This is a genomic window from Polaromonas sp. CG_9.7 (assembly GCF_015752205.1).
Lineage (GTDB): Bacteria > Pseudomonadota > Gammaproteobacteria > Burkholderiales > Burkholderiaceae_C > Polaromonas.
In genome coordinates, this window is sequence record NZ_JADOVG010000005.1 from 62,769 (window position 1) to 83,570 (window position 20,802).

Consider the following 20,802-nt stretch of genomic DNA (forward strand, 5'->3'; position numbering starts at 1 on the left):
ATGACCGCCCGGCGTGACATGCTGCGCATGCTGGGCAGTCTGGGATTGGCGCCATGGCTGACCGGCGCCGCCACGCACGGCGCCAGTTCGCAACCTTCCGCCCGGCTTGTTGCCGCCTGGCAAAGCGCTGACGTTTTCCGGATTGGCGTGCTGGCAGCGCAAACGCAGGGCGTAATGCGCGCCGCACAATCGATTGACGTGCCGACCCGGGCGCACGGTCTGCTGGCTCTGGCGGACGACAATGTGCTGGTGGTGGCCCGGCGGCCCGGCGACTGGCTGCTGCGCTGGTCGCCCGGTGGCAGCAAGCCGGAGCAATGGCAGTGGATCGAATCGAGCCGGGCCTTCAATGGGCATGTGATTGCCAGCCCTGATGGCAAACGGCTTTTCCACCACCGAGACCAACCTGGAAACTGGCGCCGGCCTGGTGGGCGTCAGGGATGCACGTTCCTTGCACAAGCTGGACGAGTGGCCGACTTTCGGCATTGATGCGCACGAGTTGCTGTGGGACACGAGCGAGCCGGGTCGCGCAACGCTGATGGTGGCCAACGGCGGCGTTCTGACGCAGCCCGAAACAGGACGCGCGAAACTTGACCTTGACCAGATGGACTCCTCTCTGGTCAGGCTCGATGCCGCCAGCGGCGCACTGCTTGGCCAATGGCGCTTGGCGGACCAGCGTTTGAGCCTGCGGCATCTGGCCTGGCAAAGCGCACCGGCTGGGAAAAATCCGCTGTTGGGCATCGCGCTTCAGGCCGAGCACGACAACGCCGCGCAAAAAAATCGGGCGCCAGTGCTGGCCCTGTTTGACGGCACCATGCTCAAACCGGTGCAAACCACCACCAGCCTTGCGGGCTATGGCGGCGCCATTTGTGCCATGCAAGACGGCTGGGCAGTGGGCTGTCCGCGGGCGAATGGCGTTGCCCTGTTTGGCAACGACGGTTCGTGGCGCGAATTGGTCGCCCTGCCCCATGCCTGCGCCGTTGCCACGGTGGAGGATGGCTGCTGGGCGGGCGGCCAGGATGAGGCCTTGTGGACCATCGGCGAAACCAAGGCGGCAAACATAACCCTCACGCTGAGCCCAGACACGGTCCGATTGGACAATCACTGGACATTGATGCCGAAGTCTTCACGCAAGGCATAGCTTGACGCTGGGCTGCAGGCCTGCTCAAGCAAGAATTTGTTCCAGGTTGAGCAGACTGTCAATTCAACCCGGATACAAAAAAGCAGCCAACAAAATTCAAGGCTATTGCAAATAAGATCGATTCGCATTTATACTAAACCTCATTCCTTGTTCATCAGCCTGCCAACTCATTTATCCATCATGATTATTTGTGTCTGCCGTCGAATCTCTGACCGTGAAATTGCCCGTCATGCACGTGCCGGCATGGGCTTTGACGACATCCAGTTCGAGCTCGGCGTGGCCACCCAGTGCGGCCGGTGCGAAGGCAGCGCCCGCGATGTGGTGGCGCAGTGCAGTGGTACCTGCCCAAGCGCCAATATTTCGCAGGCTGCAGACATTGCGCAAACTCTGTCATGGAACATCCAGCCAAATTGATCTCAATCCTGCCTGTCAGCCTGATCCTGGTGATTGGCTTTGCATGGTGGATTTTTCGCCGCTAGACCTGTCCACGGCTTGTTGAACACTGGTGGTCCAGTGAAGCATGGCTTCCCCTGAAAACCAATTTTTAATGAACGCTACTTTCTCAGGTTCTCCCTACGATCCCCCCAAGCCACCGACGCGCCTGAGCCGCACTGCCGTGATTGCTGTGGCCGTGGTGGTGTTGCATGTGGGGCTGATCTGGGCGCTGCAAAGCGGGTTGCTGCTGCGCACGGCCGAATTGATCGTGCCGGTCGAGGTGCTGGCGCAACTGATCGAGTTGCCCCAGCCCCAGCCTGAACCCGCGCCACCTGCGCCACCCGCACCCCCTGCGCCGCCTGCTGCGCCAGCGCGACCCGTCAAGCCAGCGCCGGTACAGAAAAAATCCGTTCCCAAGCCAGTGGCTCGGCCACAAGCACAGCCGCTGGCCATGGCCGACCCGACTCCGTCGCCCGACGCGCCCACTGGCAGCTTCATACCCGCCCCTGCAGTCACCCCAGCACCCATGGAAGCGGCTGCAGCACAAGCCGCGCCTGCCACTGCCGCGCCCGGGCCGCCCAGCGTCCAGTTGCCTTCCAGCAACGCCGATTACCTGCAAAACCCGAAACCGCCTTACCCTGCGCTCAGCAAGCGCCTGGGCGAGCAAGGCAAGGTCATTGTTCGCGTGCTGATTGGTACCGACGGCACACCTCGAAAAGCTGAACTTCGCCAGTCCAGCGGTTTTGATCGCCTTGACCAAACGGCACTCAATACCGCCCTCAAATGGCGCTATGTCCCTGGCAAACGCGGTGGCGTGGCAGAGGAAATGTGGTTCAACGTGCCCATCAATTTTGTTCTTGAATAATTAATTCCCTGGAGTAGCTAAGTCAATGGAAACCCAATTCGGCCTTGCCAATGTCTGGTCACAAGGCGATATCGTCACCAAAAGCGTCGCAGTGCTGCTGCTGCTCATGTCGCTGGCCTCGTGGATCGTCATCATCACCAAGGCGCTGGACGTGCGCCGGCTCTCTGCCCAGGCCAAGGCGACTGAAAGCTTTTGGCACAGCGCCGACTTTGCCGATGGCCTGTCCAAGTTCGGCGCTGACCCGGCCAATCCTTTTCGCTTGCTGGCCCTGGAAGGACGCGAGGCCACGGCCCACGTGTTGCACAAGGATGGCAATGCCAAGCCCCAGTTGCATGACGCACTGGACCTGAGCGAGTGGGTTTCCCGCAGCCTGCGCAATTCCATTGACGACATCACCACCCGGATGCAGTCCGGTCTGGCCGTGCTGGCATCGGTCGGATCCACCGCGCCGTTCGTCGGCCTGTTTGGCACGGTCTGGGGTATATATCACGCGCTGCTGGCGATTGGCCTGAACGGCCAGGCGAGCATTGACAAGGTGGCCGGCCCGGTCGGCGAATCCCTGATCATGACGGCGCTGGGACTGGCCGTGGCGATTCCTGCCGTGCTGGGCTACAACGCCCTGGTGCGCGGCAACAAATCGGTCAGCGGCAAGCTGAACCGCTTTGCCCATGACCTGCATGCCTACTTCGTCACCGGCGCCCGGGTCAGCAATCCTGGCGCCGCCAACGTCCTGGCCATGAAAAAAGGGAGCTAACCATGGCCTTTGGAACCCAGGACGACACCGACGAGGTGATGAACGAGATCAACATGACGCCGCTCGTCGACGTCATGCTGGTGCTGCTCATCATCTTCATCATCACCGTACCCGTTATGCAGCATTCGGTCAACATCGACCTTCCACGCGCCAGCAACGAGCAGGAGATTGTCAAGCCGGAAACGGTCAGGCTCAGCGTGGATGCCGATGGCAGCTATTACATCAATGACAACAAAATCGCCGACGACTCGCTGGCGCCCCGGTTAAAGGCTGCAGCAGCGCAGAATCCGCAACCTGACCTGCATATCCGCGGCGACAAGGCGGTACGCTACGAGCGCGTGGCGCAGGCCATGGCGGCAGCGCAACAAGCTGGATTGCGCAAGATCGGCTTCATTACCGAACCGAAGAATTGAGGAGTCTGCATGTACAAAACGCCATTCCACCCCGCCAGCAAAGACCAGCACCCGGGCGCCATGACAGCAGGCAAGGCGTCAAGCCCTCAGGCAGCCGGTTCGCCTTCGGTCTGCGTGGACAGCACCGAGCTGTTGCGTGGGCAAAAAACGGTCGAGATCAGCCACAACGGCTCGACCTACCGCCTGCAGGCCACGCGCCTGGGCAAGCTGATCCTGACCAAATAGAAGAGGACAGCACTTCCCTGCATTTTCATTTCAACCAGTTTCATCGTGGGACGATCCGGGCTAACTGCCCCAAGGTCGTTTTTGCCAGCCACGGACCTTGAACAGGTCGAATAGCCAGGCTTTTTTTACCGCAAAGAGACAATGATTTCATCACGGACACAAAAAAAGCCGACGGTCATTGCGTCGGCTTTTTTCCGTCAGGCGTGTAGCCTGACCGGCAGTGATCTGCGCTTTTACAGACCGATGGCAGCAATTCCGGCGCGTGCAATCTGGGCATCCTCGTTCGACTTCACGCCGCTGACGCCTACGGCGCCCAGGCAGTGGCCGTCCTTGATGATGGGTACGCCGCCTTCGAGCAGACCAGCCAGATGGGGTGCTGACAGGAAGGACATGCGGCCACCATTGACCATGTCTTCATAGACCTTGCTTTCGCGGCGACCCATCGCGGCGGTGTTGGCCTTGGACGGTGCGATGTGCGCCGAAATGGGTGCGGCACCATCAAGGCGATTCAAATGCAGCAAGTGACCGCCGTCATCGACAATCGCGATGGTCACGGCCCAGTTGTTCTTCAGCGCCTCGGCTTCGGCAGCGGCGGCAATGGCCTTGATGTCGGCATGATCTAACAGCGATTTGGATTTCATGGGAGGGTACTTTCCGTAGTTTTTGTAAAAGGTGTCGAGCATACGCATATTTGGGGAACCCCGACAGTGCCATTGACTCGAATACAGTCAAAAGAGCCCTTACAAATAGTAGGAGCTGCACGGGTCCAATGGTTGGGAAAAATCGGCTTGGCCCATAAAATGGATGCATCGCCCGCACACGCGGGTTTTAAAGGAGTGGAAATTATGACTGACAACGTACGGACCTACGGCTACGGCGGAGTCGAGCAGTCGGCCGAGCAGCGCAACAGGGTACTGCGCAACACCTACTGGCTGCTGGCGCTGAGCCTGCTGCCCACAGTGGCAGGCGCCTGGCTGGGCGTGGCCACAGGCATCACGCAGGCATTGACCGGCGGACTGGGTCTGATTGTCTTCCTGGGCGGGGCTTTCGGCTTCATGTACGCCATCGAAAAGACCAAGAATTCGTCCGCTGGTGTTCCTGTGCTGCTGGGCTTTACCTTCTTCATGGGGCTGATGCTGTCACGCATGATTGGCGCGATATTAGGTTTCAGCAACGGCTCGCAGCTGATCATGACGGCCATGGGTGGCACGGCCGGTGTGTTCTTCGTGATGGCAACGCTGGCCAGCGTCATCAAACGCGACATTTCCGGCATGGGCAAGTGGCTGTTCGTCGGCGCACTGGTGGTCATGGTAGGCGCCGTGGTCAATGTGTTTGTCGGCTCAACCGCCGGCATGATGGCCATTTCAGTGGCCGTGATCGGCATTTTCAGCGCCTACATGCTGTATGACCTGAAGCAGATCCTGGACGGCGGCGAAACCAATTACATCAGCGCCACGCTGCGGCTTTATCTGGACATTTTCAACGTGTTCCAGGCGCTGCTGGCCCTGCTGGGCATCATGGGCGGCGAACGCGACTGAGCTTTTTGATACGGATACAAAAAAGGGCCTTTTTAGGCCCTTTTTTCATGTCTGCGGCTGTTTCAAGGTTCCATGCGTTCAAACACCGCCATCGACTCGACATGCGCCGTGTGCGGAAACATGTTGACCACACCCGCCGCCGTGCAGCGGTAGGCACCGCTTTCGACCAGAACGCCGGCATCGCGCGCCAGCGTGGCCGGGTTGCAGCTGACATATACGATACGCTTGGGCAACGTCCAGCCGTCCAGCGCCAGACTTTGCTGATGCACGCCGTCATCGCACGGCACGCCGGTCACGATCTGCTGGTGCAACGCGGCCAGCGACTTGAACAACTCGAACGCGCCTTCGCGCGGCGGATCGACCAGCCATTTTTCGGCAGCGCCGTCCCGCACCAGCATGGCCGGCGTCATCTCGAACAAATTACGCGCTACAAATTTGGTAGCTGCCAGCGCGGGCCGCACCAGCGAAGCTGGCCTGTTTCGCTCATAATTTTCACGCGAGCGGGCAACCAGCACTTCGCTGCCTTCAATGCCGAGCACCTCGCGCGCCTTGGTCGCCAGCGGCAGCGTGAAATTGCCCAGGCCGCAAAACCAGTCAATCACCCGTTCGCTCGGCTGCACGTCCAGCAGGCGTAGCGCGCGCGACACCAGCACCTGGTTGATGTGCGGATTGACCTGCGTGAAATCGGTCGGCTTGAATGGCATGGTGATGCCGAACTCGGGCAGGCCGTAGTTGAGTTCAAGGCTCACCTCGTCAAGCAGCTTCACCGTGTCCAGCCCGCCTGGCTGCAGCCACCACTGCAGTCCCGGGTTCGCGCCGGCAAAGGCGCGCAGCCGCGCCAGGTCGCCGTTGCTCAGCGGCTCCATGTGGCGAAGCACCATCGCCGTCACATCGTCGCCGCAGGCCAGTTCGATCTGCGGAATGGTTTCGCGTGCATCCATGCTGCTGATCAGCCCGCGCAACGGCAGCAGCATGTCGCTCACATGCTGCGGCAGCACATGGCATTCGCGCATGTCGGCCACGTAGGCGCTCTTGCGCTCATGAAAACCGACCAGCGCGGTCCCTTTTTTGCGCACGTAGCGCACCGACAGGCGCGCACGGTAGCGGTAACGCCAGGCGGGGCCCTCAATCGGCCGGAGCAGGTTGTCGGCTTTCAGCTTGCCGATGAAACGCAGGTTGTCTTCAAGCACGCGTTGTTTGACGGCGACCTGCGCACCGATGTGCAGGTGCTGCATCTTGCAGCCGCCACAGGCGCCGGTGTGCATGCCAAAGTGCGGACAGGCCGGACGCACGCGCTGGGACGATTCGTGGTGCACCACCAGCAGCGTGGCTTTTTCAAAGCTGCTTTTCTTGCGGTATACATTGGCGGTCACTACCTCGAAAGGCAGTGCGCCTTCGATGAACACCACCTTGCCGTCGGCGCGGTGGGCGATGCCCTGCGCTTCAATGTCGAGCGATTCGACGGTCAGCAGGTCAATCGGATATTCCCTGGGCTCGGAAGGCAGTTGAATGAGAGGGTCTTGCGTCTTTTCGGTCATCCTGCATTGTCTCAGGCTGCAGCATCCCTTTATTGGACATCGCGGCAACTGCAGACGGATGGCGGTCTGGCCGATCCGTTCGGTCACAGATTCGATTTACTGGCGTTCAAGGGCTACAGCTGCGAGGAACTGGTGCACATCTGAGGCAGACTGCGGCGCATCGCCGTCCACCATTTACTCATATTTTTATAGCAAATAATGCAGGCGCATCAAGCGCAAGAAGGATATTTAACCAAAAAAAGGAACCAGGCCAAGGCTTGATTCCTTTTTTCAGACTTCAGCGGCTTAGCGCGCTGGCAGGTATTTGGCGGGATCGACCGGCTTGCCCTGGCGGCGGATTTCAAAATGCAGCTTGACCTTGTCAGCGTCGCTGTTGCCCATTTCGGCAATTTTCTGACCGCGCTTGACGGTCTGGTCTTCCTTGACCAAAAGCAGCTTGTTGTGCGCGTAGGCTGTCAAAAAGGTGTTGTTGTGCTTGAGGATGATCAGGTTGCCATAGCCGCGCAGACCAGAGCCCGAATACACCACGCGGCCATCGGCTGACGCCACCACCGGATCGCCAGACTTGCCTGAAATGTCCAGCCCCTTGTTCTTGGCTTCGTCAAATCCACCCACCAGCGTTCCTTGCGCTGGCCAGAGCCAGTCAATGTCCTCGTCACTTCCCGTGGGCGCGGCAGAGCCCGGTCGCACAGCCGTGGCGGTCGTGGGCGGTGTGATGGCCACGCTTCCCGGCAAAACCGGCCGGGTCACAACTGCAGCGCTTTCGCTGACCGGCGGTACCACCCGCAGCACCTGACCAACTTCGATCAGGTTCGGGTTTTCAAGGCTGTTCCAGCGGGCCACATCACGCCAGTTCTGGCCATTTTCCAGGCCGATGCGGATCATGGTGTCGCCCGGCTTGACCACGTAGTAGCCCGGTTTCCCGGCGTTCTCGGCACCGGGCATGGGTTTGACCGCGTCGGCCGGCCGCATCATGCCGGTTCCACGGTCCTCGACCGGTGCGCTGTTCAGCGTGCGGGATCCGCAACCGACCACCAGCAGCAAGGCGGCGACGGCCGCACAGGGAAGCGCCAGGCGCGAAGTCCAGCCGGTGCGCTTGGGGGGTTCAGAAGCAGGAAAAGATTCCATGCGATACGACCAGGTGCTGTTGCTCATTGATTCCTTCATCTTTAACCATTGCCTGATTGGCACCGGGCATGACATGTCAGCCCAGCTCATCCGACTCCTGATTTTAAAGGGACAAAGTGCACCGCCTCCAGTAAAGTCTGGCGAATTCCCTGCGATGTCCTGTCGATCACCACCAATGCCTGTGCGCCGCTGGCATCCTGCAGGGGCGCGACCAGGCGCCCGCCGATGGCAAGTTGCTCGGTCCACGCCGTCGGGATCGCCTCGCCGCCCGCCGCGGCAATGATGGCGGCGTAAGGCGCGCCCTTGGCAAAGCCGTTCATGCCGTCGCCAAACAGCAGATGCACATTGGCCAGGCGCAGGGTTCGCAGGTTCTCCCGGGCTTTTTCGTGCAGGCCGCGCAGGCGCTCCATGCTGTAGACCTCGGTCGCCAGGTGGCTGAGCACAGCCGCCTGGTAGCCACAGCCGGTGCCAATTTCCAGTACCCGGCCGAGCCTGCCACTGGCATCATGAACGCCCTGCTGCAGCAATTCGAGCATGCGCGCCACCACGTTGGGCTTGGAAATGGTCTGGCCCAAGCCGATCGGCAGGCTGGTGTCCTCGTAGGCCAGGTTGGCCAGCGCGGTATCGACAAAGTGATGCCGGTGCACGGCGCCCATGGCGGCCAGCACCTGCACATCAACCACACCCTGCTCGGCCAGGCGGCGAACCATGCGTGCGCGCACCGCCGAGTCGAGCCCCAATCCGCTCGAAGCCCCCGGCTGAAACGCCCTTCTCAGTTCATTAAGGCCTGAAGCGCCCGTAGCACGGGCAGCTATTGCTACTTTTTTTGCGGCAAACGGATTATCCCTGTCGGGATGAAGTTGCACCGGAAACGCAGGGCGGACGCCAGCAGAAGACAGTTTTCCCGTGGAATCAAGGGGCGGCTTCAGCGGTGACTTCATGCGTATCCCTTTTTCAGTGCTTGTGGCTCAGCTTGGCCGCTGTCTGTGCCCAGTAAGGCAGTCGTTCATGGTCCGTCAGGTCCACCTTCAAGGGCGTGATGGACACGTAGCCCTGCGCGGTGGCATGGAAATCAGTGCCTTCGCCGGCTTCCTTGGCCTGGCCGGCGCCGCCAATCCAGTACATGGTCTCGCCACGCGGGCTGGTCTGCATGATGACACGCTCGGCCGCATGGCGGCGCCCCAGCCGGCAGACCTTGAAGCCCTCGACCTGCCCGGCGGGCAAGTTGGGAATGTTCACATTGAGGAGCCAGGGCGGAACGCTCGGCTGCGCGCCTTCGGCCACAGCTTCCAGTGAAGGCATGAGCTGCTGGACCAGATTACGCGCCTGCAGCGCCGCCACGTCGATGTGCGCCCAGCCTTTTTCAGTTTGTGAAAAGGCGATGGCCGGGATGCCGAAGAGATAGCCTTCCATGGCCGCCCCGACGGTACCGGAATAAATCGTGTCGTCGCCCATGTTGGCGCCGTTGTTGATGCCCGACACCACCAGGTCCGGCCTGTAGCCGAGCAAACCGGTCAGGGCAATATGCACGCAGTCGGCGGGCGTTCCGTTGACGTAGCGAAAGCCGTTGGCCGCCGTCTGCACATACATCGGCGTGTGCAAGGTCAAGGCATTGGATTTGGCGCTGTTGTTGTGTTCTGGGGCGACCACCTCGACATCGGCAATGGTTTTCAGCGCTTCGTAAAGCGCCACGATTCCGCTGGCCTGGTAGCCATCGTCGTTGCAGATCAGGATTTTCATGCTTTGATTCTACGGTCCCGGTCGTGACAGGGCCTGCGGGTTTTCAGGAAGGCCCCGTCAGCGGGTTTGCCTATGATGACAGCTTGACCTTTTTGCCGGGCCGCCCAAGCAGCGCCCACCCGGCTTTTACCCTTTCATTTCTGGAGACCTGTCCATGCATGCCTGGCTTTGTGAAAATCCCACCGGCGTTGACGCCCTGACCTGGACCGAACTGCCCACGCCCAAACCCCAGGCCGGCGAGGTGCTGATCGAAATCAAGGCGGCGAGCCTGAATTTCCCCGACCTGCTGATTGTGCAGAACAAGTACCAGATGAAGCCGCCGCTGCCTTTCGTTCCGGGCTCGGAATATGCCGGCGTGGTGCAGGCCGTGGGCGACGGCGTGACGCACATCACGGTTGGCCAACATGTCGCCTGCCTGTCAGGCACCGGCGGCTTTGCCACGCACACCATTGCACTGGCCGCGCAGTGCATGCCCCTGCCTGAAGGTTTTCCCTTTGTCGATGCCGCGGCCTTCATCATGATCTACGCCACCTCGCACCATGCGCTGGCCGACCGGGCGCAACTCAAGCCCGGCGAAACCGTGCTGGTGCTGGGCGCGGCTGGCGGCGTCGGCACGTCGGCCATCCAGATTGCCAAGGCACTGGGGGCGCGTGTCATTGCCGCCGCGTCAAGCGATGAAAAATGCGAGTTGTGCCGGTCCATCGGCGCCGATGCCACCATCAACTACAGCACGCAGGACCTGCGCGAAGCCCTCAAGCTGTTGACCGGCGGCAAAGGCCCTGACGTGATCTACGACCCGGTGGGCGGCGACCTGGCCGAGCCGGCCTTTCGCTCGATTGCCTGGCGCGGGCGCTACCTGGTGGTCGGCTTCGCGGCAGGCAGCATTCCGGCGCTGCCGCTGAACCTGACGCTGCTCAAGGGTGCGTCCATCGTCGGTGTGTTCTGGGGCGGTTTTGCCAAGAACGAGCCCAAGGCCAACGCAGCCGCAATGGCCGAACTGGCTCAGTGGTATGCGCAAGGCAAGATCAAGCCGGTGATCGACGGCACCCTGCCCATGGCGGACCTGAAGGCCGCCTATGCGCGCATGGGCTCGCGTGCCGTCAAAGGCAAACTGGTGATGGTGAACTGAGCGGTATCAGGTCCCGGCCGCATTGGCGGAAAAATGCCTGAGATAGCGCGCTGGCAGGTCTGGGAGTCGCATCATCATCGGCAGATCGGCCGAGTTGAAGTCCGGATCCCACGCCGGCGAGCCCAGCACCCGGGCCCCCAGGCGCAGGTAACCCTTGATCAGGGCTGGCGGCTCGACCACCAGAGAATCGTCCAGATGCTCCACTGGCAGGGGCAGGCGTGGCGTGACCCGGAATTCAATCCCGGCCAGATGCGTCTGCCGGACCTGGCGCCAGATGCTGGCGGCCGCATGCCCACCCGGAACGCCCTGGTGCTGCATCGGAATGCTGGCGCAGCCCATCATGGTGTCCAGCCGGTTGCGCCCCATGAACTCGGCCAGCGCGCCCCACAACGCCAAAATCACGCCGCCGTGGCGGTGGTCGGCGTGCACGCAACTGCGGCCCAGCTCGACCATGCGCTCGCGCAAAAACCACAACCGCCCCAGGTCGAATTCAGTGTCGCTGTAGGTGCCGCCGACGCGCCTGGCCTGGGTAGGCGTCAGCACCCGGTACGTGCCAATGACCTGCGCGCTGGCCGCGTCGCGCACCAGCAGATGCTCGCAGTAGTCATCGAACAGGTCGACGTCGTGGCCGGCCAGCGTTTTGGGCAGGGTTGCACCCATTTCCAGCGCGAACACCTGGTACCTCAACCGCTGCGCTTCCCGGACTTCATCCTGGTGCCGCGCCCAACTGACCAAAATTTTCCCTGGCCGCTGAACTGGAGCAAGCGCATGAACGCCCGGATGAAGCGACCTTTGGGGCGTTGCGACCGGCGAAAACGCAAAGGTTGGAATGGGCAGTTCTTTCATGGCGTCTTCCTGGTTGTCCGGTCGATCACACAACACCTGGCCGGCTCCTGGGTGTGGGGCGTGCGGGATGTGAAAAAGCCCCGGAGACGGGGCTTGAAACAGGCGGCAATTCAACACGCGGCAGGCTGCAGTCTGGCGCCCTTATGCCGGCCTTGGCCGCTGCCTGGCGCTGAGGGCAGGCCTTCAAGCCACGGCCGGGTGCCCGGCTTGAAGCGCAGACCGCCGGGGCTGCTGGCCATGGCGTGAGCGGTGCAGCGAAGAATGCGCAGCCGCTGCCGGTCGAGGTCGTGAGGAGGGACGCCGTCAAAGCGGCCTGCGGTGGGTCCGGGCTCGCCGGCAAGGTTCAGATCGATGGCCATGGCATGCTCCTTCAAGCGGTCATGGCGCAATTCTGGGCGCTGTGCGTGACGTCGCCATGTCAGTTCTGTGGCAGTTGCGTGACAGCTGAAACGGCGCAGACCCAGCGCACCGGGCGCTATTGAATCAAGAGCTGCAATCGCTCGCCAAGTATGCGACAGAAGTCGATTTGATGTATTTTTCGGCGTGCTGGCTAGAGCGAACGCTGGTTCACCCGTTTTGACAGCGCTTCGGCACTTTCGCAGCGCTCGCTGTAGCGGTCCGTCAGGTACGACGACACGCCCCGGGTCAGCAGGGTGAACTTGACGAGTTCTTCCATGACATCGACCACGCGGTCGTAATAGCTCGAAGGCTTCATGCGACCGGCCTCGTCAAATTCGAGGAAAGCCTTGGCGACAGACGACTGGTTGGGAATCGTCAGCATGCGCATCCAGCGGCCGAGCACGCGCAGTTGGTTGACGGCATTGAACGACTGCGAGCCGCCCGACACCTGCATCACCGCCAGCGTCTTGCCCTGCGTCGGCCGCATCGCGCCGTCTGCCAGTGGAATCCAGTCGATCTGCGCTTTCATGACGCCGGTCATCGCGCCATGGCGTTCAGGCGATGTCCAGACCATGCCTTCGGCCCATTGCGCCAGCTGGCGCAACTCCTGCACCTTCGGATGGGTATCGGGCACGTCGTCGGGCAGCGGCAGGCCGCGCGGGTCAAAGGTGCGGGTTTCGGCACCCATTGCATTCAGTATGCGTGCGGCCTCCTCGCTGAGCAGCCGGCTGTAGGAACGTTCGCGCACCGATCCGTAGAGCAGCAAAATGCGCGGCGCATGCGTGCTGAGGGCTTGTGGCTGCAGGAGAACACTGGCGGGCGCGTCAAACTGTGCGCTGTCGATGTTCGGTAGGTCATGGATGAAAGGTTTAGCGGCCGGCAACACGCTCTCCATGTTCATTGACCAGCACTTCGCCATCTTCCTTGCGGAAGGCGGCACGCTGTGGCAGCGGCAGGATGTCGAGCACCGCTTCTGACGGACGGCAAAGCCGGGTGCCCAGCGGTGTCACCACAATGGGCCGGTTGATCAGGATGGGGTGGGCCAGCATCGCATCGACGAGCGCGTTGTCGTCAAGGCCCGGGTTGGCCAGCGTCAGCGCTTCATACAGCGTTTCCTTGTGCCGCATCACTTCACGGACGGGAACCGCCATCTGCGCGATCAGCTCGAGCAGCTTTGCACGCGTCGGGGGCGTTTGCAGGTACTCGATGACCACAGGCTCAACGCCGGTGTTGCGGATCAGCGCCAGCACATTGCGCGACGTGCCGCAGTTCGGATTGTGGTAAATGGTGATGTCCGCCATGGTTTGGATACTCCTGTTGAAATTAAAAGACGCTTGCACAATTGAAAAATTGCAATGTTTCAATTGTTCAATTATATTTGAAACATGGAAACGATTACACAGACTGAACTTTCACCTCTCGACGAGTTGTCCGCCGTCAAGGCGCTGGCCGCACTGGCACAGGCACAGCGCCTGCGGGTGTTCCGGACCCTGGTGGTGGCCGGTCCGGGCGGGCTGACGCCCGGCGTGATGGCCGAACAACTGGCCGTGGCACCGAGCGCGCTGTCGTTTCACCTCAAGGAGCTGGCGCATTCCGGCCTGGTCAGCAGCGAGCCGCGCGGCCGCCACCTGATCTACCGCGCCGACATCGGCCACATGAATGCGTTGCTGGCCTACCTGACCGAGCATTGCTGCGAAGGCCAGGCTTGCAGCCCCGTTACAGCGCTTGTTTGCTGATTTTTCAAGGTATTTCAGCCATTTTCGCAATGGCGGCGAGCTTAATCAGCTATTTATTTCATAGCAAATACTTTTCATGCACCGAAGGCTGACCCTGCGGGTCAGCCTGCCCACTAAAAAAACCCGAACGATCCTGCTGCAAAGCAAAGCCTGCGATTTGAACCCGTCCTGATCAAGCACTGAACCCCGCCACAAGATTCATAAAACCTGCCCGACATGCTCACTGCCCTGCTCATCTTCATCTTCACCCTGATTCTTGTCATCTGGCAACCACGCGGCCTCGGAATTGGCTGGAGCGCCTCGCTCGGGGCAGTGCTTGCGCTGCTGACGGGCGCTGTACAGGTGAGCGACATCACGACGGTCTGGCTTATCGTCTGGAACGCCACCGCCACCTTCATCGCCATCATCATCATCAGCCTGCTGCTCGACGAATCGGGTTTTTTCGAGTGGGCCGCGCTGCATGTGGCGCGCTGGGGAAAAGGAAACGGCCGGCTGCTGTTTGCGCTGATCGTGCTGCTGGGCGCTGCGGTGTCGGCCCTGTTTACCAATGACGGCGCGGCACTGATCCTCACGCCCATCGTGATTTCGCTGCTGCTGGCACTCGGTTTCAGCGCCGGGGCGACGCTGGCGTTCGTGATGGCAGCCGGTTTCATTGCAGACACCGCCAGCCTGCCGCTGGTGGTGTCCAACCTGGTCAACATTGTTTCAGCCGATTTTTTCAACATCGGCTTTGACCGTTACGCATCGGTCATGGGCTGGGTCAACCTGGCCGCGATTGCCGCCAGCCTGGGAATGCTGATGCGGTACTTCTGGGGCAGCATTCCGGTGCGCTACGACACGGCGCAGATCAGACCGCCGCAAGACGCTATACGCGACGCCACCACCTTCAGGGCTGGCTGGGTTGTGCTGGCGCTGCTGCTGGTCGGCTTTTTTGGGCTGGAACCCCTGGGCGTGCCGGTCAGTGCGGTGGCCGTAAGCGGTGCGCTGGTGTTGCTGGTCGTCGCCGGGCGGGGCCAGGTCATTTCGACACGCAAGGTGGTGCGGGGCGCACCCTGGCAGATCGTGGTTTTTTCCCTGGGCATGTACCTGGTGGTGTACGGCCTGCGCAACGCCGGCCTGGCAGGCGAAATCGCTTCGTTGCTGAACCTGTTTGCGCAAGGCGGGGTTTGGGGCGCGGCCTTCGGCACCGGCCTGCTGGCGGCTTTGCTGTCCTCGGTGATGAACAACATGCCAACGGTGCTGGTGGTTGCCTTGTCCATCGATGCCAGCAGTGCCGCCGGGGTGGTGAAGGAGGCAATGGTGTATGCCAATGTGATCGGCTGCGACCTGGGGCCCAAGATCACCCCGATTGGCAGTCTGGCCACCCTGCTGTGGCTGCATGTGCTGGCGCGCAAAGGCACGATCATCACCTGGGGCTACTATTTCAAGGTCGGTATCGTGCTGACCGTTCCCGTGTTGCTGGTGACGCTGGCTGCGCTGGCAATACGCCTGGGCTTGTGATTGCCGGCATGAACGGCCACTGGCTTGCTGAAACGGCCTGCAGGGCTTTGCGGCGTTCAAGTTGCCGGCGGTTGCCAAAGCATTGCCCTGAGCCTGTGCGGCAACTTATTTTGGCTGGTACATGATCAGCCCCATGCCGGTCAGGCTCAGGGCGACGCCGGCCACGTCCCAGGCCGTCGGGCGCACACCGTCCACCGCCCACAGCCAGGCCAGCGCCACGCTGATGTAAACCCCGCCATACGCGGCATACACCCGCCCGGCGGCGGCTTCGTGCAGCGTCAGCAGCCAGGCGAACAGCGCCAGGCTGAAAGCCGCCGGAACCAGCAGCCAGATCGACGCCTGCCTGACCAGCCACAGGTAGGGCAGGTAGCAGCCGACGATCTCGGCCAGCGCGGTCGCCAGGAACAGGAAAAAGGTTTTCACTCGTCAGCGCAGGATCAGCACCGGCACCTCGCTGAGCCGCAGCAGCGTGGTCGTCGTGCTGCCGACGATCAACTGGCGAATGCGCGAATGGCCATAGGCGCCCATCACCAGCAGCGAGGCACCCCGCGCCTTGACAAAGGCTGGCAGCACGTCTTCCGGCTCGCCGGGCAGCAGCGCTATCGACGCCTCAAAACCCGCCGTCGCCAGCGAGTGACAGGCTTCCTCAAGCTGGCGTTGCGCCTGCATGGTGTCGTCGCCCGCCATCGCCACAATCACCGGCAGGCCCTTGAGCATCGGGCTGCGCGCCACGGTCTCGACAGTCGTGCGCGACGTCGGGCTGCCGTCAAAGGCGATGACAACCCGCGTGGGCGGCGTAAATGGTGCCCCCGTGACCACCAGCACCGGGCGTTTCACCGAACGGATCACGCGCTCAACATGGTGGTCAAGGTGAATCATCGATGTATCGCTGGCACGGTAGTGCTCGCCCAGCACAAACAGGCGCGCGTCCGGCTCCATTTCAAGCACGTTGTCGAGCAGTTCGCCATGGCGCAGGCGCACATCAACGGACGCCACGCCGGCCGCCGTGGCGCGCGTCTGGGCATCGGCCAGCATCCGCTTGCCCGCTTCGAGCGCCACCTTGGCGCGCTGGGCATCGAGCACGCTCAGTTCTTCAAGCAGCGCCTCCTGCGCGCCCAACCCGATGGACCCACTGAAGTCGCTCAGCAGCGGCCGATCGGCGCGCTCCAGCACATGCAGCAGGTCCAGGGGTGTACCCAGCCGCTGCGCCGACCAGGCGGCCCAGTCGATCACGCAAGCGGTGTTGTCCAGACCGTCGATGCAGGCATAAACCTTGTTCATGGAGTGTTCCTTTTGTCCCGTTAATGTGGATGATGCCGTCAGTGCATGAGTTTTTCAACAGCACCGGGTTTGTCGTGAACCGCAAAGCGGTCCATCATCGTCGTACTGGCTTTGTCAAGGCCGAGCACCTCCACCTCGGTGCCTTCGCGCTTGAATTTGAGCACCACTTTGTCCAGCGCGCCGACCGCCGTGATGTCCCAGAAGTGGGCGCGGCTCACGTCGATGCAAACTTTTTGCACCGCTTCCCTGAAATCAAAGCTGTTGATGAAGGTTTCCGACGAGGCAAAGAACACCTGTCCCACCACGCTGTAGGTGCGCAGGCGGCCCTCGGCATCCAGGCGGCGGTCGATGCGCAGCACCTTGCCGACCTTGTGTGCAAAGAAAATTCCCGACAGCAGCACGCCGACAAACACACCCTTGGCCAGGTCATGCGTGGACACGGTAATGACCACGGTGGCGATCATCACGATTGTTGAACTGGGCGGGTGCTGGCGCAAGTTGCGGATCGAGTCCCAGCTGAAGGTGCCGATGCTGACCATGATCATCACCGCCACCAGCGCTGCCATCGGAATCTGCTTGACCCAGGGGCCAAGGAACACGATCAGGACCAGCAGCGCAAGCCCTGAGACCAGCGCAGACAGGCGCCCGCGACCGCCCGATTTCACGTTGATCACCGACTGGCCAATCATGGCGCAGCCGGCCATGCCGCCGATGAAACCGGTGGCGATGTTTGCGACGCCCTGCCCGACGCATTCGCGGTTCTTGTTGCTGGGGGTGTCGGTCAGCTCGTCAACAATCGAAGCGGTCATCATCGACTCCAGCAAGCCGACGGTCGCCAGCGTGAGGGCATACGGAAAGATGATCTGGAGCGTTTCCAGCGTCAAAGGCACATCGGGCAGTAAAAAGACCGGCAGACTGTCGGGCAGCTGGCCCATGTCGCCCACGTTACGAATGTCCAGCTTGAGCAGCATGGCCACGCCGGTCAGCACGACGATGGTGACCAGCGGTGACGGCACCGCCCGGGTGATGTAGGGAAAGCCGTAAATGATGGCCAGGCCCGCCGCCGTCATTGCATACACCACCCAGCTGACGTTGGTGAGTTCCGGCAGCTGCGCCATGAAGATCAGAATGGCCAGCGCATTGACAAAGCCGGTGATGACCGAGCGCGAGACAAAACGCATCAGCGCGCCCAGCTTGAGCAAGCCGGCCACGATCTGCAGCACACCGGTCAGCACGGTGGCGGCCAGCAGGTATTGCAAACCATGCTGCTTGACCAGCAGCACCATCACCAGCGCCATGGCGCCGGTGGCGCCCGAAATCATGCCGGGACGGCCGCCGGTGAAGGCGATGATCACGGCGATGCTGAACGACGCATACAGGCCGACCTTGGGATCGACCCCGGCGATGATGGAAAAGGCGATGGCTTCGGGAATCAGGGCCAGCGCGACCACCAGACCGGCCAGCAAATCGCCCCGGATATTGGAAAACCAGTCTTGGCGGAGGGATGCGTAAATTGTTTTCAATGGATAAAAGCGGCGTCAGGCATGACCGGACAACCGTGAGTCAAAGGGAAATGGAAAATCAGGCAGGACCCGCGAAAAGCGGCCTGACTCGGTGAACATCGGGACGATTTGCGCCCAGGGTGACGACTCAGGGCGGTGTCACCGAGCAAAAATAGCCACGCGGCAACCCGCTGCCAGGGTAGGAAACCCGGAACGTGGAAAGCGTGGCAATGAATCTTTGCATCGATGCATTTTACCCATGAAGCCTGCCTGCAAGCCCGGCAGCATGCCGCCGGGCCTGAAATCGCTTCACTTCTGAAGGCGTTTTTTGCGGCAATTCCTTCATGCGTCTGCCTGGGCCCGGGGCCGGGAAAGCGTCCGCGCTTTCGAGAGCGCGCGAGACAAGGCTGACACGTTGGAAAAACCCGAGGCACTGGCCGCCGCCTTGAGGCCCTGGCCCGATTGGACCGCGCGTTGTGCAATCTGCAGCCGCAACGTATTCAGGTATTTGCCCGGAGGGCTGTTCATGGTGTCCCGAAAGCGCACGGCAAACGCAGTTCGTGACATGCCTGCGTGCTGCGCCAGGGAGTGCAGCGTCCAGTCGTTTTGCGGCGCATCGTGCATGGCCACCAGCGCGCTGGCAATGCGCGGATCGGCCAGTCCGTTAAACAAGCCGCCATGCGCGGCAGGATGTGCCACCAGATGGCGCAGCAAGGCAATAAAAATAATTTCGCCGACGCGATTGATCAGCGCCCCCTGGCCGCAGCGCGGCTCGCGCACCTCGCTGCGCACCAGCGCCAGCAGATGCTGCAGCAAGGACTCTTCCGCTGCCAGCGGCACAGCCCGGGGCTGGACAAATTCGGCCAGCAGCAAGGGCGCCACCGGCCCTTCCAGAAACACCCTGGCCGATATCAGCGGCGCTTGCGCATTGCCGTCCCTCGGCACGAGGTCGTGCGCCTGGTCACCACGGCAAATCAAAAAAGCAGGCGCACTGGCCTGCAGGGCGGTGGCCGGTGCTGCGCCCGTTCTTAGCAGTTGCGCCATGCCGTTGCTGATGACATGCAGATAAAGCATCGGCACCCCGCAGGCGGCAAAGTGCACATCAGCGGCGCCATCTTTTTGCGGCAATACGGTGGACATTTCGACGCGCGGTGCCAAGCCACGCAGCAGGGCCGAAAGGCGGTCAGGTTTGACAGGCATATTCATTTTTGTACGCAAGGCAATATTTTATGAACCAATTTTTGCACAGGGTACATAACAATGCCTGTTCCTTTCCGTTTCCGTCCATCAACCCAGGAAATCTTCATGCGCAGTTCAGCCCTTATGCCCCGTTACCCCGTGCCGGCCCTCAACGTGGCCTTGACGACAGGAGGCCGTTTTGTGCTGGGTGCGCAACCCGGAGACAAGTTTGACCTGCTGGTGTTTTACCGTGGGCTGCATTGCCCTATTTGTGCCAAATACCTGCTGGAACTGGAACGCCTGGTGCCCGAGTTCGCGGCGCGCGGCGTGCAGGTCGTGGCCATCAGCAGCGACGACGAAGACCGTGCCGGGCAAATGGCGGCCAAGGTCAGCGCCAACGGGTTGAAGCTGGGCTACGGCTTGAGCCTGCGCGCCGCCCGCGAGTGGGGTTTGTACCTCAGCGCCTCGCTGGGAAAAACGTCCATCGGCATTGATGAGCCAGCCGTGTTCAGCGAGCCGGGTGTGTTTATCGTGCGTCCCGATGGCACGCTGTATTACGGCGCTGTGCAGACCATGCCTTTTGCCCGGCCACAGTTTCAGGACTTGCTGGGTGCGATGGACTTTGCCATCAGCAAGAACTATCCCGCTCGGGGCGAGTTCACAGGCGAGGTTTGAGCCTGGACTGCAGGATATCTTTTCAGGCGGCGCCGGCGTTCGGAACAAAAACAAACGGCAGCTGGCTGTTTTTGCGCCCTCAGCTCAGCCACTTCTGAAAAAACTGCGCCTGCCCCATGGCCGGATCGAGCTGGTAGCCGGCAAAGCCAACGCGTTCATACAGCCGGACAGCGCTGGCATTGCCCTGCAGCACTTCGAGCGTCAGCTTGCAGGCGCCGCGCTTGCGGGAAATTTCCTCCACCAATGCCAGCATCTGCTCACCCACCCGCTGGCCCCGGTGGCTGGCAAGCACCGCCACATCGTGAACATTGACCAGCGGCCGGCAGGCAAAGGTCGAAAAGCCTTCGATGCAGTTGACCAGCCCGATGGGCTGACCGCCCTCACCGCCCTCATCGCCTGAAAACGCCAGCACGCTGAAGGCCTGCGGCCGCGCGGCGAGTTCTTTCACCAGGTTGGCCTTGGAAAACGCGCTCAGGGCTTCGCCGCCACCGGCCGGGTCCTGCGCATAGGCGTCGAGCAGATGGACCAGCGCGTCGGCGTGGACCGGATTGCGGTAATCGGCCTGGCAGACATGCAGACGGGATGAAATCGATTGGGTGAAATGGGTCACTGGGCAGTCTTTGGCTGATGGCTGAGGCCTGATTTTAAGGACCGCACGGCCGCCATCCTGGCAAGCGCCTGTGGTGACTGCGGAGCGGCTTTTTTACAGCTTTTGCTTTACCGGACATTTACCGGCCTATTTCCAGCGCGACACCTGCGCCCGGAGGCTTGCAGGGATAAT

At 61.6% G+C, this 20,802-nt stretch carries 26 protein-coding genes; 12 read left to right on the forward strand and 14 right to left on the reverse strand.

Annotation, left to right across the window (positions count from 1 at the left end; genetic code table 11):
• From IWX87_RS19865 to hemP, 7 genes are all read left to right on the forward strand, one after another.
• On the forward strand, positions 1-486 hold the full coding sequence (locus IWX87_RS19865; RefSeq protein ID WP_255532137.1) for a DUF1513 domain-containing protein: 486 nt from the start codon (positions 1-3) through the stop codon (positions 484-486).
• A complete protein-coding gene (locus tag IWX87_RS06665) occupies positions 371-1,138 on the forward strand; it encodes a DUF1513 domain-containing protein (RefSeq protein ID WP_255532138.1) in 768 nt (255 codons plus the stop codon). Before IWX87_RS19865 ends, IWX87_RS06665 begins: the two co-directional genes overlap by 116 nt.
• Before the next feature lie 180 nt (positions 1,139-1,318).
• Complete coding sequence (locus IWX87_RS06670) at positions 1,319-1,552, forward strand: bacterioferritin-associated ferredoxin (protein WP_196862745.1); 234 nt, start codon at positions 1,319-1,321, stop codon at positions 1,550-1,552.
• 133 nt (positions 1,553-1,685) lie between these two features.
• Positions 1,686-2,438, forward strand: a complete 753-nt coding sequence (locus IWX87_RS06675; RefSeq protein WP_196862746.1) for an energy transducer TonB — start codon at positions 1,686-1,688, stop codon at positions 2,436-2,438.
• 25 nt (positions 2,439-2,463) lie between these two features.
• Positions 2,464-3,192 (forward strand): MotA/TolQ/ExbB proton channel family protein, encoded by a 729-nt coding sequence (locus IWX87_RS06680; protein WP_196862747.1) that lies wholly within the window; start codon positions 2,464-2,466, stop codon positions 3,190-3,192.
• A gap of 2 nt (positions 3,193-3,194) precedes the next feature.
• Entirely contained in the window at positions 3,195-3,605 is a 411-nt protein-coding gene (locus IWX87_RS06685) for a biopolymer transporter ExbD (protein WP_196862748.1), read from the forward strand.
• Between the two features lie 60 nt (positions 3,606-3,665).
• Positions 3,666-3,830, forward strand: a complete 165-nt coding sequence (gene hemP, locus IWX87_RS06690; protein WP_196862919.1) for a hemin uptake protein HemP — start codon at positions 3,666-3,668, stop codon at positions 3,828-3,830.
• A 233-nt stretch (positions 3,831-4,063) separates the two neighbouring features.
• On the opposite strand, the gene IWX87_RS06695 is transcribed toward hemP, so the two are convergent.
• The gene (locus tag IWX87_RS06695) at positions 4,064-4,471 is read right to left on the reverse strand and encodes a heme-binding protein (protein WP_196862749.1); all 408 of its coding nucleotides are present in this window, start codon (positions 4,469-4,471) and stop codon (positions 4,064-4,066) included.
• 204 nt (positions 4,472-4,675) lie between these two features.
• On the opposite strand from IWX87_RS06695, the gene IWX87_RS06700 reads away from it, so the two are divergent.
• A complete protein-coding gene (locus tag IWX87_RS06700; protein ID WP_196862750.1) occupies positions 4,676-5,368 on the forward strand; it encodes a Bax inhibitor-1 family protein in 693 nt (230 codons plus the stop codon).
• A 62-nt stretch (positions 5,369-5,430) separates the two neighbouring features.
• Here IWX87_RS06700 and rlmD read toward each other — a convergent pair whose 3' ends face one another.
• The 4 genes from rlmD to surE all read right to left on the reverse strand — a co-directional run bounded on the left by rlmD (position 5,431) and on the right by surE (position 9,774).
• On the reverse strand, positions 5,431-6,906 hold the full coding sequence (rlmD, locus tag IWX87_RS06705) for a 23S rRNA (uracil(1939)-C(5))-methyltransferase RlmD (RefSeq protein ID WP_196862751.1): 1,476 nt from the start codon (positions 6,904-6,906) through the stop codon (positions 5,431-5,433).
• A 285-nt stretch (positions 6,907-7,191) separates the two neighbouring features.
• Complete coding sequence (locus IWX87_RS06710; RefSeq protein WP_196862752.1) at positions 7,192-8,061, reverse strand: peptidoglycan DD-metalloendopeptidase family protein; 870 nt, start codon at positions 8,059-8,061, stop codon at positions 7,192-7,194.
• Between the two features lie 59 nt (positions 8,062-8,120).
• Positions 8,121-8,975, reverse strand: a complete 855-nt coding sequence (locus IWX87_RS06715) for a protein-L-isoaspartate(D-aspartate) O-methyltransferase (RefSeq protein ID WP_231374646.1) — start codon at positions 8,973-8,975, stop codon at positions 8,121-8,123.
• A gap of 13 nt (positions 8,976-8,988) precedes the next feature.
• Entirely contained in the window at positions 8,989-9,774 is a 786-nt protein-coding gene (gene surE, locus IWX87_RS06720; protein WP_196862753.1) for a 5'/3'-nucleotidase SurE, read from the reverse strand.
• 154 nt (positions 9,775-9,928) lie between these two features.
• Here surE and IWX87_RS06725 point away from each other — a divergent pair, with 154 nt between their 5' ends.
• Positions 9,929-10,903: an NADPH:quinone oxidoreductase family protein gene (locus tag IWX87_RS06725; protein ID WP_196862754.1), complete on the forward strand. Its 975-nt coding sequence runs from the start codon at positions 9,929-9,931 to the stop codon at positions 10,901-10,903.
• 6 nt (positions 10,904-10,909) lie between these two features.
• On the opposite strand, the gene IWX87_RS06730 is transcribed toward IWX87_RS06725, so the two are convergent.
• The 4 genes from IWX87_RS06730 to arsC form a co-directional block, all read right to left on the reverse strand.
• The gene (locus IWX87_RS06730) at positions 10,910-11,749 is read right to left on the reverse strand and encodes a GNAT family N-acetyltransferase (protein WP_196862755.1); all 840 of its coding nucleotides are present in this window, start codon (positions 11,747-11,749) and stop codon (positions 10,910-10,912) included.
• Between the two features lie 110 nt (positions 11,750-11,859).
• Entirely contained in the window at positions 11,860-12,108 is a 249-nt protein-coding gene (locus IWX87_RS06735; RefSeq protein WP_196862756.1) for a hypothetical protein, read from the reverse strand.
• A gap of 191 nt (positions 12,109-12,299) precedes the next feature.
• The gene (arsH, locus tag IWX87_RS06740) at positions 12,300-13,043 is read right to left on the reverse strand and encodes an arsenical resistance protein ArsH (protein WP_196862921.1); all 744 of its coding nucleotides are present in this window, start codon (positions 13,041-13,043) and stop codon (positions 12,300-12,302) included.
• Complete coding sequence (gene arsC / locus IWX87_RS06745; protein ID WP_196862757.1) at positions 13,018-13,449, reverse strand: arsenate reductase (glutaredoxin); 432 nt, start codon at positions 13,447-13,449, stop codon at positions 13,018-13,020. Before arsC ends, arsH begins: the two co-directional genes overlap by 26 nt.
• An 84-nt stretch (positions 13,450-13,533) precedes the next feature.
• Here arsC and IWX87_RS06750 point away from each other — a divergent pair, with 84 nt between their 5' ends.
• Complete coding sequence (locus tag IWX87_RS06750) at positions 13,534-13,884, forward strand: helix-turn-helix transcriptional regulator (RefSeq protein WP_196862758.1); 351 nt, start codon at positions 13,534-13,536, stop codon at positions 13,882-13,884.
• A 216-nt stretch (positions 13,885-14,100) separates the two neighbouring features.
• Positions 14,101-15,384 (forward strand): arsenic transporter, encoded by a 1,284-nt coding sequence (locus IWX87_RS06755; RefSeq protein ID WP_196862759.1) that lies wholly within the window; start codon positions 14,101-14,103, stop codon positions 15,382-15,384.
• 105 nt (positions 15,385-15,489) lie between these two features.
• Here the strand turns inward: IWX87_RS06755 and IWX87_RS06760 are convergent, their stop codons facing one another.
• The 4 genes from IWX87_RS06760 to IWX87_RS06775 all read right to left on the reverse strand — a co-directional run bounded on the left by IWX87_RS06760 (position 15,490) and on the right by IWX87_RS06775 (position 19,367).
• Positions 15,490-15,807, reverse strand: coding sequence for a YnfA family protein (locus IWX87_RS06760; protein WP_196862760.1), 318 nt, complete (start codon positions 15,805-15,807; stop codon positions 15,490-15,492).
• Between the two features lie 3 nt (positions 15,808-15,810).
• Positions 15,811-16,665 (reverse strand): universal stress protein, encoded by an 855-nt coding sequence (locus IWX87_RS06765; RefSeq protein WP_196862761.1) that lies wholly within the window; start codon positions 16,663-16,665, stop codon positions 15,811-15,813.
• 38 nt (positions 16,666-16,703) lie between these two features.
• Complete coding sequence (locus tag IWX87_RS06770; RefSeq protein ID WP_196862922.1) at positions 16,704-18,179, reverse strand: SulP family inorganic anion transporter; 1,476 nt, start codon at positions 18,177-18,179, stop codon at positions 16,704-16,706.
• A gap of 330 nt (positions 18,180-18,509) precedes the next feature.
• Positions 18,510-19,367: a cupin domain-containing protein gene (locus tag IWX87_RS06775; protein ID WP_231374648.1), complete on the reverse strand. Its 858-nt coding sequence runs from the start codon at positions 19,365-19,367 to the stop codon at positions 18,510-18,512.
• Positions 19,368-19,472: 105 nt separating this feature from the next.
• On the opposite strand from IWX87_RS06775, the gene IWX87_RS06780 reads away from it, so the two are divergent.
• Positions 19,473-20,021 (forward strand): peroxiredoxin-like family protein, encoded by a 549-nt coding sequence (locus IWX87_RS06780; RefSeq protein WP_196862763.1) that lies wholly within the window; start codon positions 19,473-19,475, stop codon positions 20,019-20,021.
• A gap of 79 nt (positions 20,022-20,100) precedes the next feature.
• Here the strand turns inward: IWX87_RS06780 and IWX87_RS06785 are convergent, their stop codons facing one another.
• Positions 20,101-20,631, reverse strand: coding sequence for a GNAT family N-acetyltransferase (locus IWX87_RS06785; protein ID WP_280757465.1), 531 nt, complete (start codon positions 20,629-20,631; stop codon positions 20,101-20,103).
• Positions 20,632-20,802: the final 171 nt, after the last annotated feature.

What these genes read in the sequence shown, in the direction of transcription:
- IWX87_RS19865 (WP_255532137.1), top strand. Translation starts at nt 1, where the DNA reads ATGACCGCCCGGCGTGACATGCTGCGCATGCTGGGCAGTCTGGGATTG.
- IWX87_RS06665 (WP_255532138.1), top strand. Translation starts at nt 371, where the DNA reads ATGGCAAACGGCTTTTCCACCACCGAGACCAACCTGGAAACTGGCGCC.
- IWX87_RS06670 (WP_196862745.1), top strand. Translation starts at nt 1,319, where the DNA reads ATGATTATTTGTGTCTGCCGTCGAATCTCTGACCGTGAAATTGCCCGT.
- IWX87_RS06675 (WP_196862746.1), top strand. Translation starts at nt 1,686, where the DNA reads ATGAACGCTACTTTCTCAGGTTCTCCCTACGATCCCCCCAAGCCACCG.
- IWX87_RS06680 (WP_196862747.1), top strand. Translation starts at nt 2,464, where the DNA reads ATGGAAACCCAATTCGGCCTTGCCAATGTCTGGTCACAAGGCGATATC.
- IWX87_RS06685 (WP_196862748.1), top strand. Translation starts at nt 3,195, where the DNA reads ATGGCCTTTGGAACCCAGGACGACACCGACGAGGTGATGAACGAGATC.
- hemP (WP_196862919.1), top strand. Translation starts at nt 3,666, where the DNA reads ATGACAGCAGGCAAGGCGTCAAGCCCTCAGGCAGCCGGTTCGCCTTCG.
- IWX87_RS06695 (WP_196862749.1), bottom strand. Translation starts at nt 4,471, where the DNA reads ATGAAATCCAAATCGCTGTTAGATCATGCCGACATCAAGGCCATTGCC.
- IWX87_RS06700 (WP_196862750.1), top strand. Translation starts at nt 4,676, where the DNA reads ATGACTGACAACGTACGGACCTACGGCTACGGCGGAGTCGAGCAGTCG.
- rlmD (WP_196862751.1), bottom strand. Translation starts at nt 6,906, where the DNA reads ATGACCGAAAAGACGCAAGACCCTCTCATTCAACTGCCTTCCGAGCCC.
- IWX87_RS06710 (WP_196862752.1), bottom strand. Translation starts at nt 8,061, where the DNA reads ATGAGCAACAGCACCTGGTCGTATCGCATGGAATCTTTTCCTGCTTCT.
- IWX87_RS06715 (WP_231374646.1), bottom strand. Translation starts at nt 8,975, where the DNA reads ATGAAGTCACCGCTGAAGCCGCCCCTTGATTCCACGGGAAAACTGTCT.
- surE (WP_196862753.1), bottom strand. Translation starts at nt 9,774, where the DNA reads ATGAAAATCCTGATCTGCAACGACGATGGCTACCAGGCCAGCGGAATC.
- IWX87_RS06725 (WP_196862754.1), top strand. Translation starts at nt 9,929, where the DNA reads ATGCATGCCTGGCTTTGTGAAAATCCCACCGGCGTTGACGCCCTGACC.
- IWX87_RS06730 (WP_196862755.1), bottom strand. Translation starts at nt 11,749, where the DNA reads ATGAAAGAACTGCCCATTCCAACCTTTGCGTTTTCGCCGGTCGCAACG.
- IWX87_RS06735 (WP_196862756.1), bottom strand. Translation starts at nt 12,108, where the DNA reads ATGGCCATCGATCTGAACCTTGCCGGCGAGCCCGGACCCACCGCAGGC.
- arsH (WP_196862921.1), bottom strand. Translation starts at nt 13,043, where the DNA reads ATGGAGAGCGTGTTGCCGGCCGCTAAACCTTTCATCCATGACCTACCG.
- arsC (WP_196862757.1), bottom strand. Translation starts at nt 13,449, where the DNA reads ATGGCGGACATCACCATTTACCACAATCCGAACTGCGGCACGTCGCGC.
- IWX87_RS06750 (WP_196862758.1), top strand. Translation starts at nt 13,534, where the DNA reads ATGGAAACGATTACACAGACTGAACTTTCACCTCTCGACGAGTTGTCC.
- IWX87_RS06755 (WP_196862759.1), top strand. Translation starts at nt 14,101, where the DNA reads ATGCTCACTGCCCTGCTCATCTTCATCTTCACCCTGATTCTTGTCATC.
- IWX87_RS06765 (WP_196862761.1), bottom strand. Translation starts at nt 16,665, where the DNA reads ATGAACAAGGTTTATGCCTGCATCGACGGTCTGGACAACACCGCTTGC.
- IWX87_RS06775 (WP_231374648.1), bottom strand. Translation starts at nt 19,367, where the DNA reads ATGCCTGTCAAACCTGACCGCCTTTCGGCCCTGCTGCGTGGCTTGGCA.
- IWX87_RS06780 (WP_196862763.1), top strand. Translation starts at nt 19,473, where the DNA reads ATGCGCAGTTCAGCCCTTATGCCCCGTTACCCCGTGCCGGCCCTCAAC.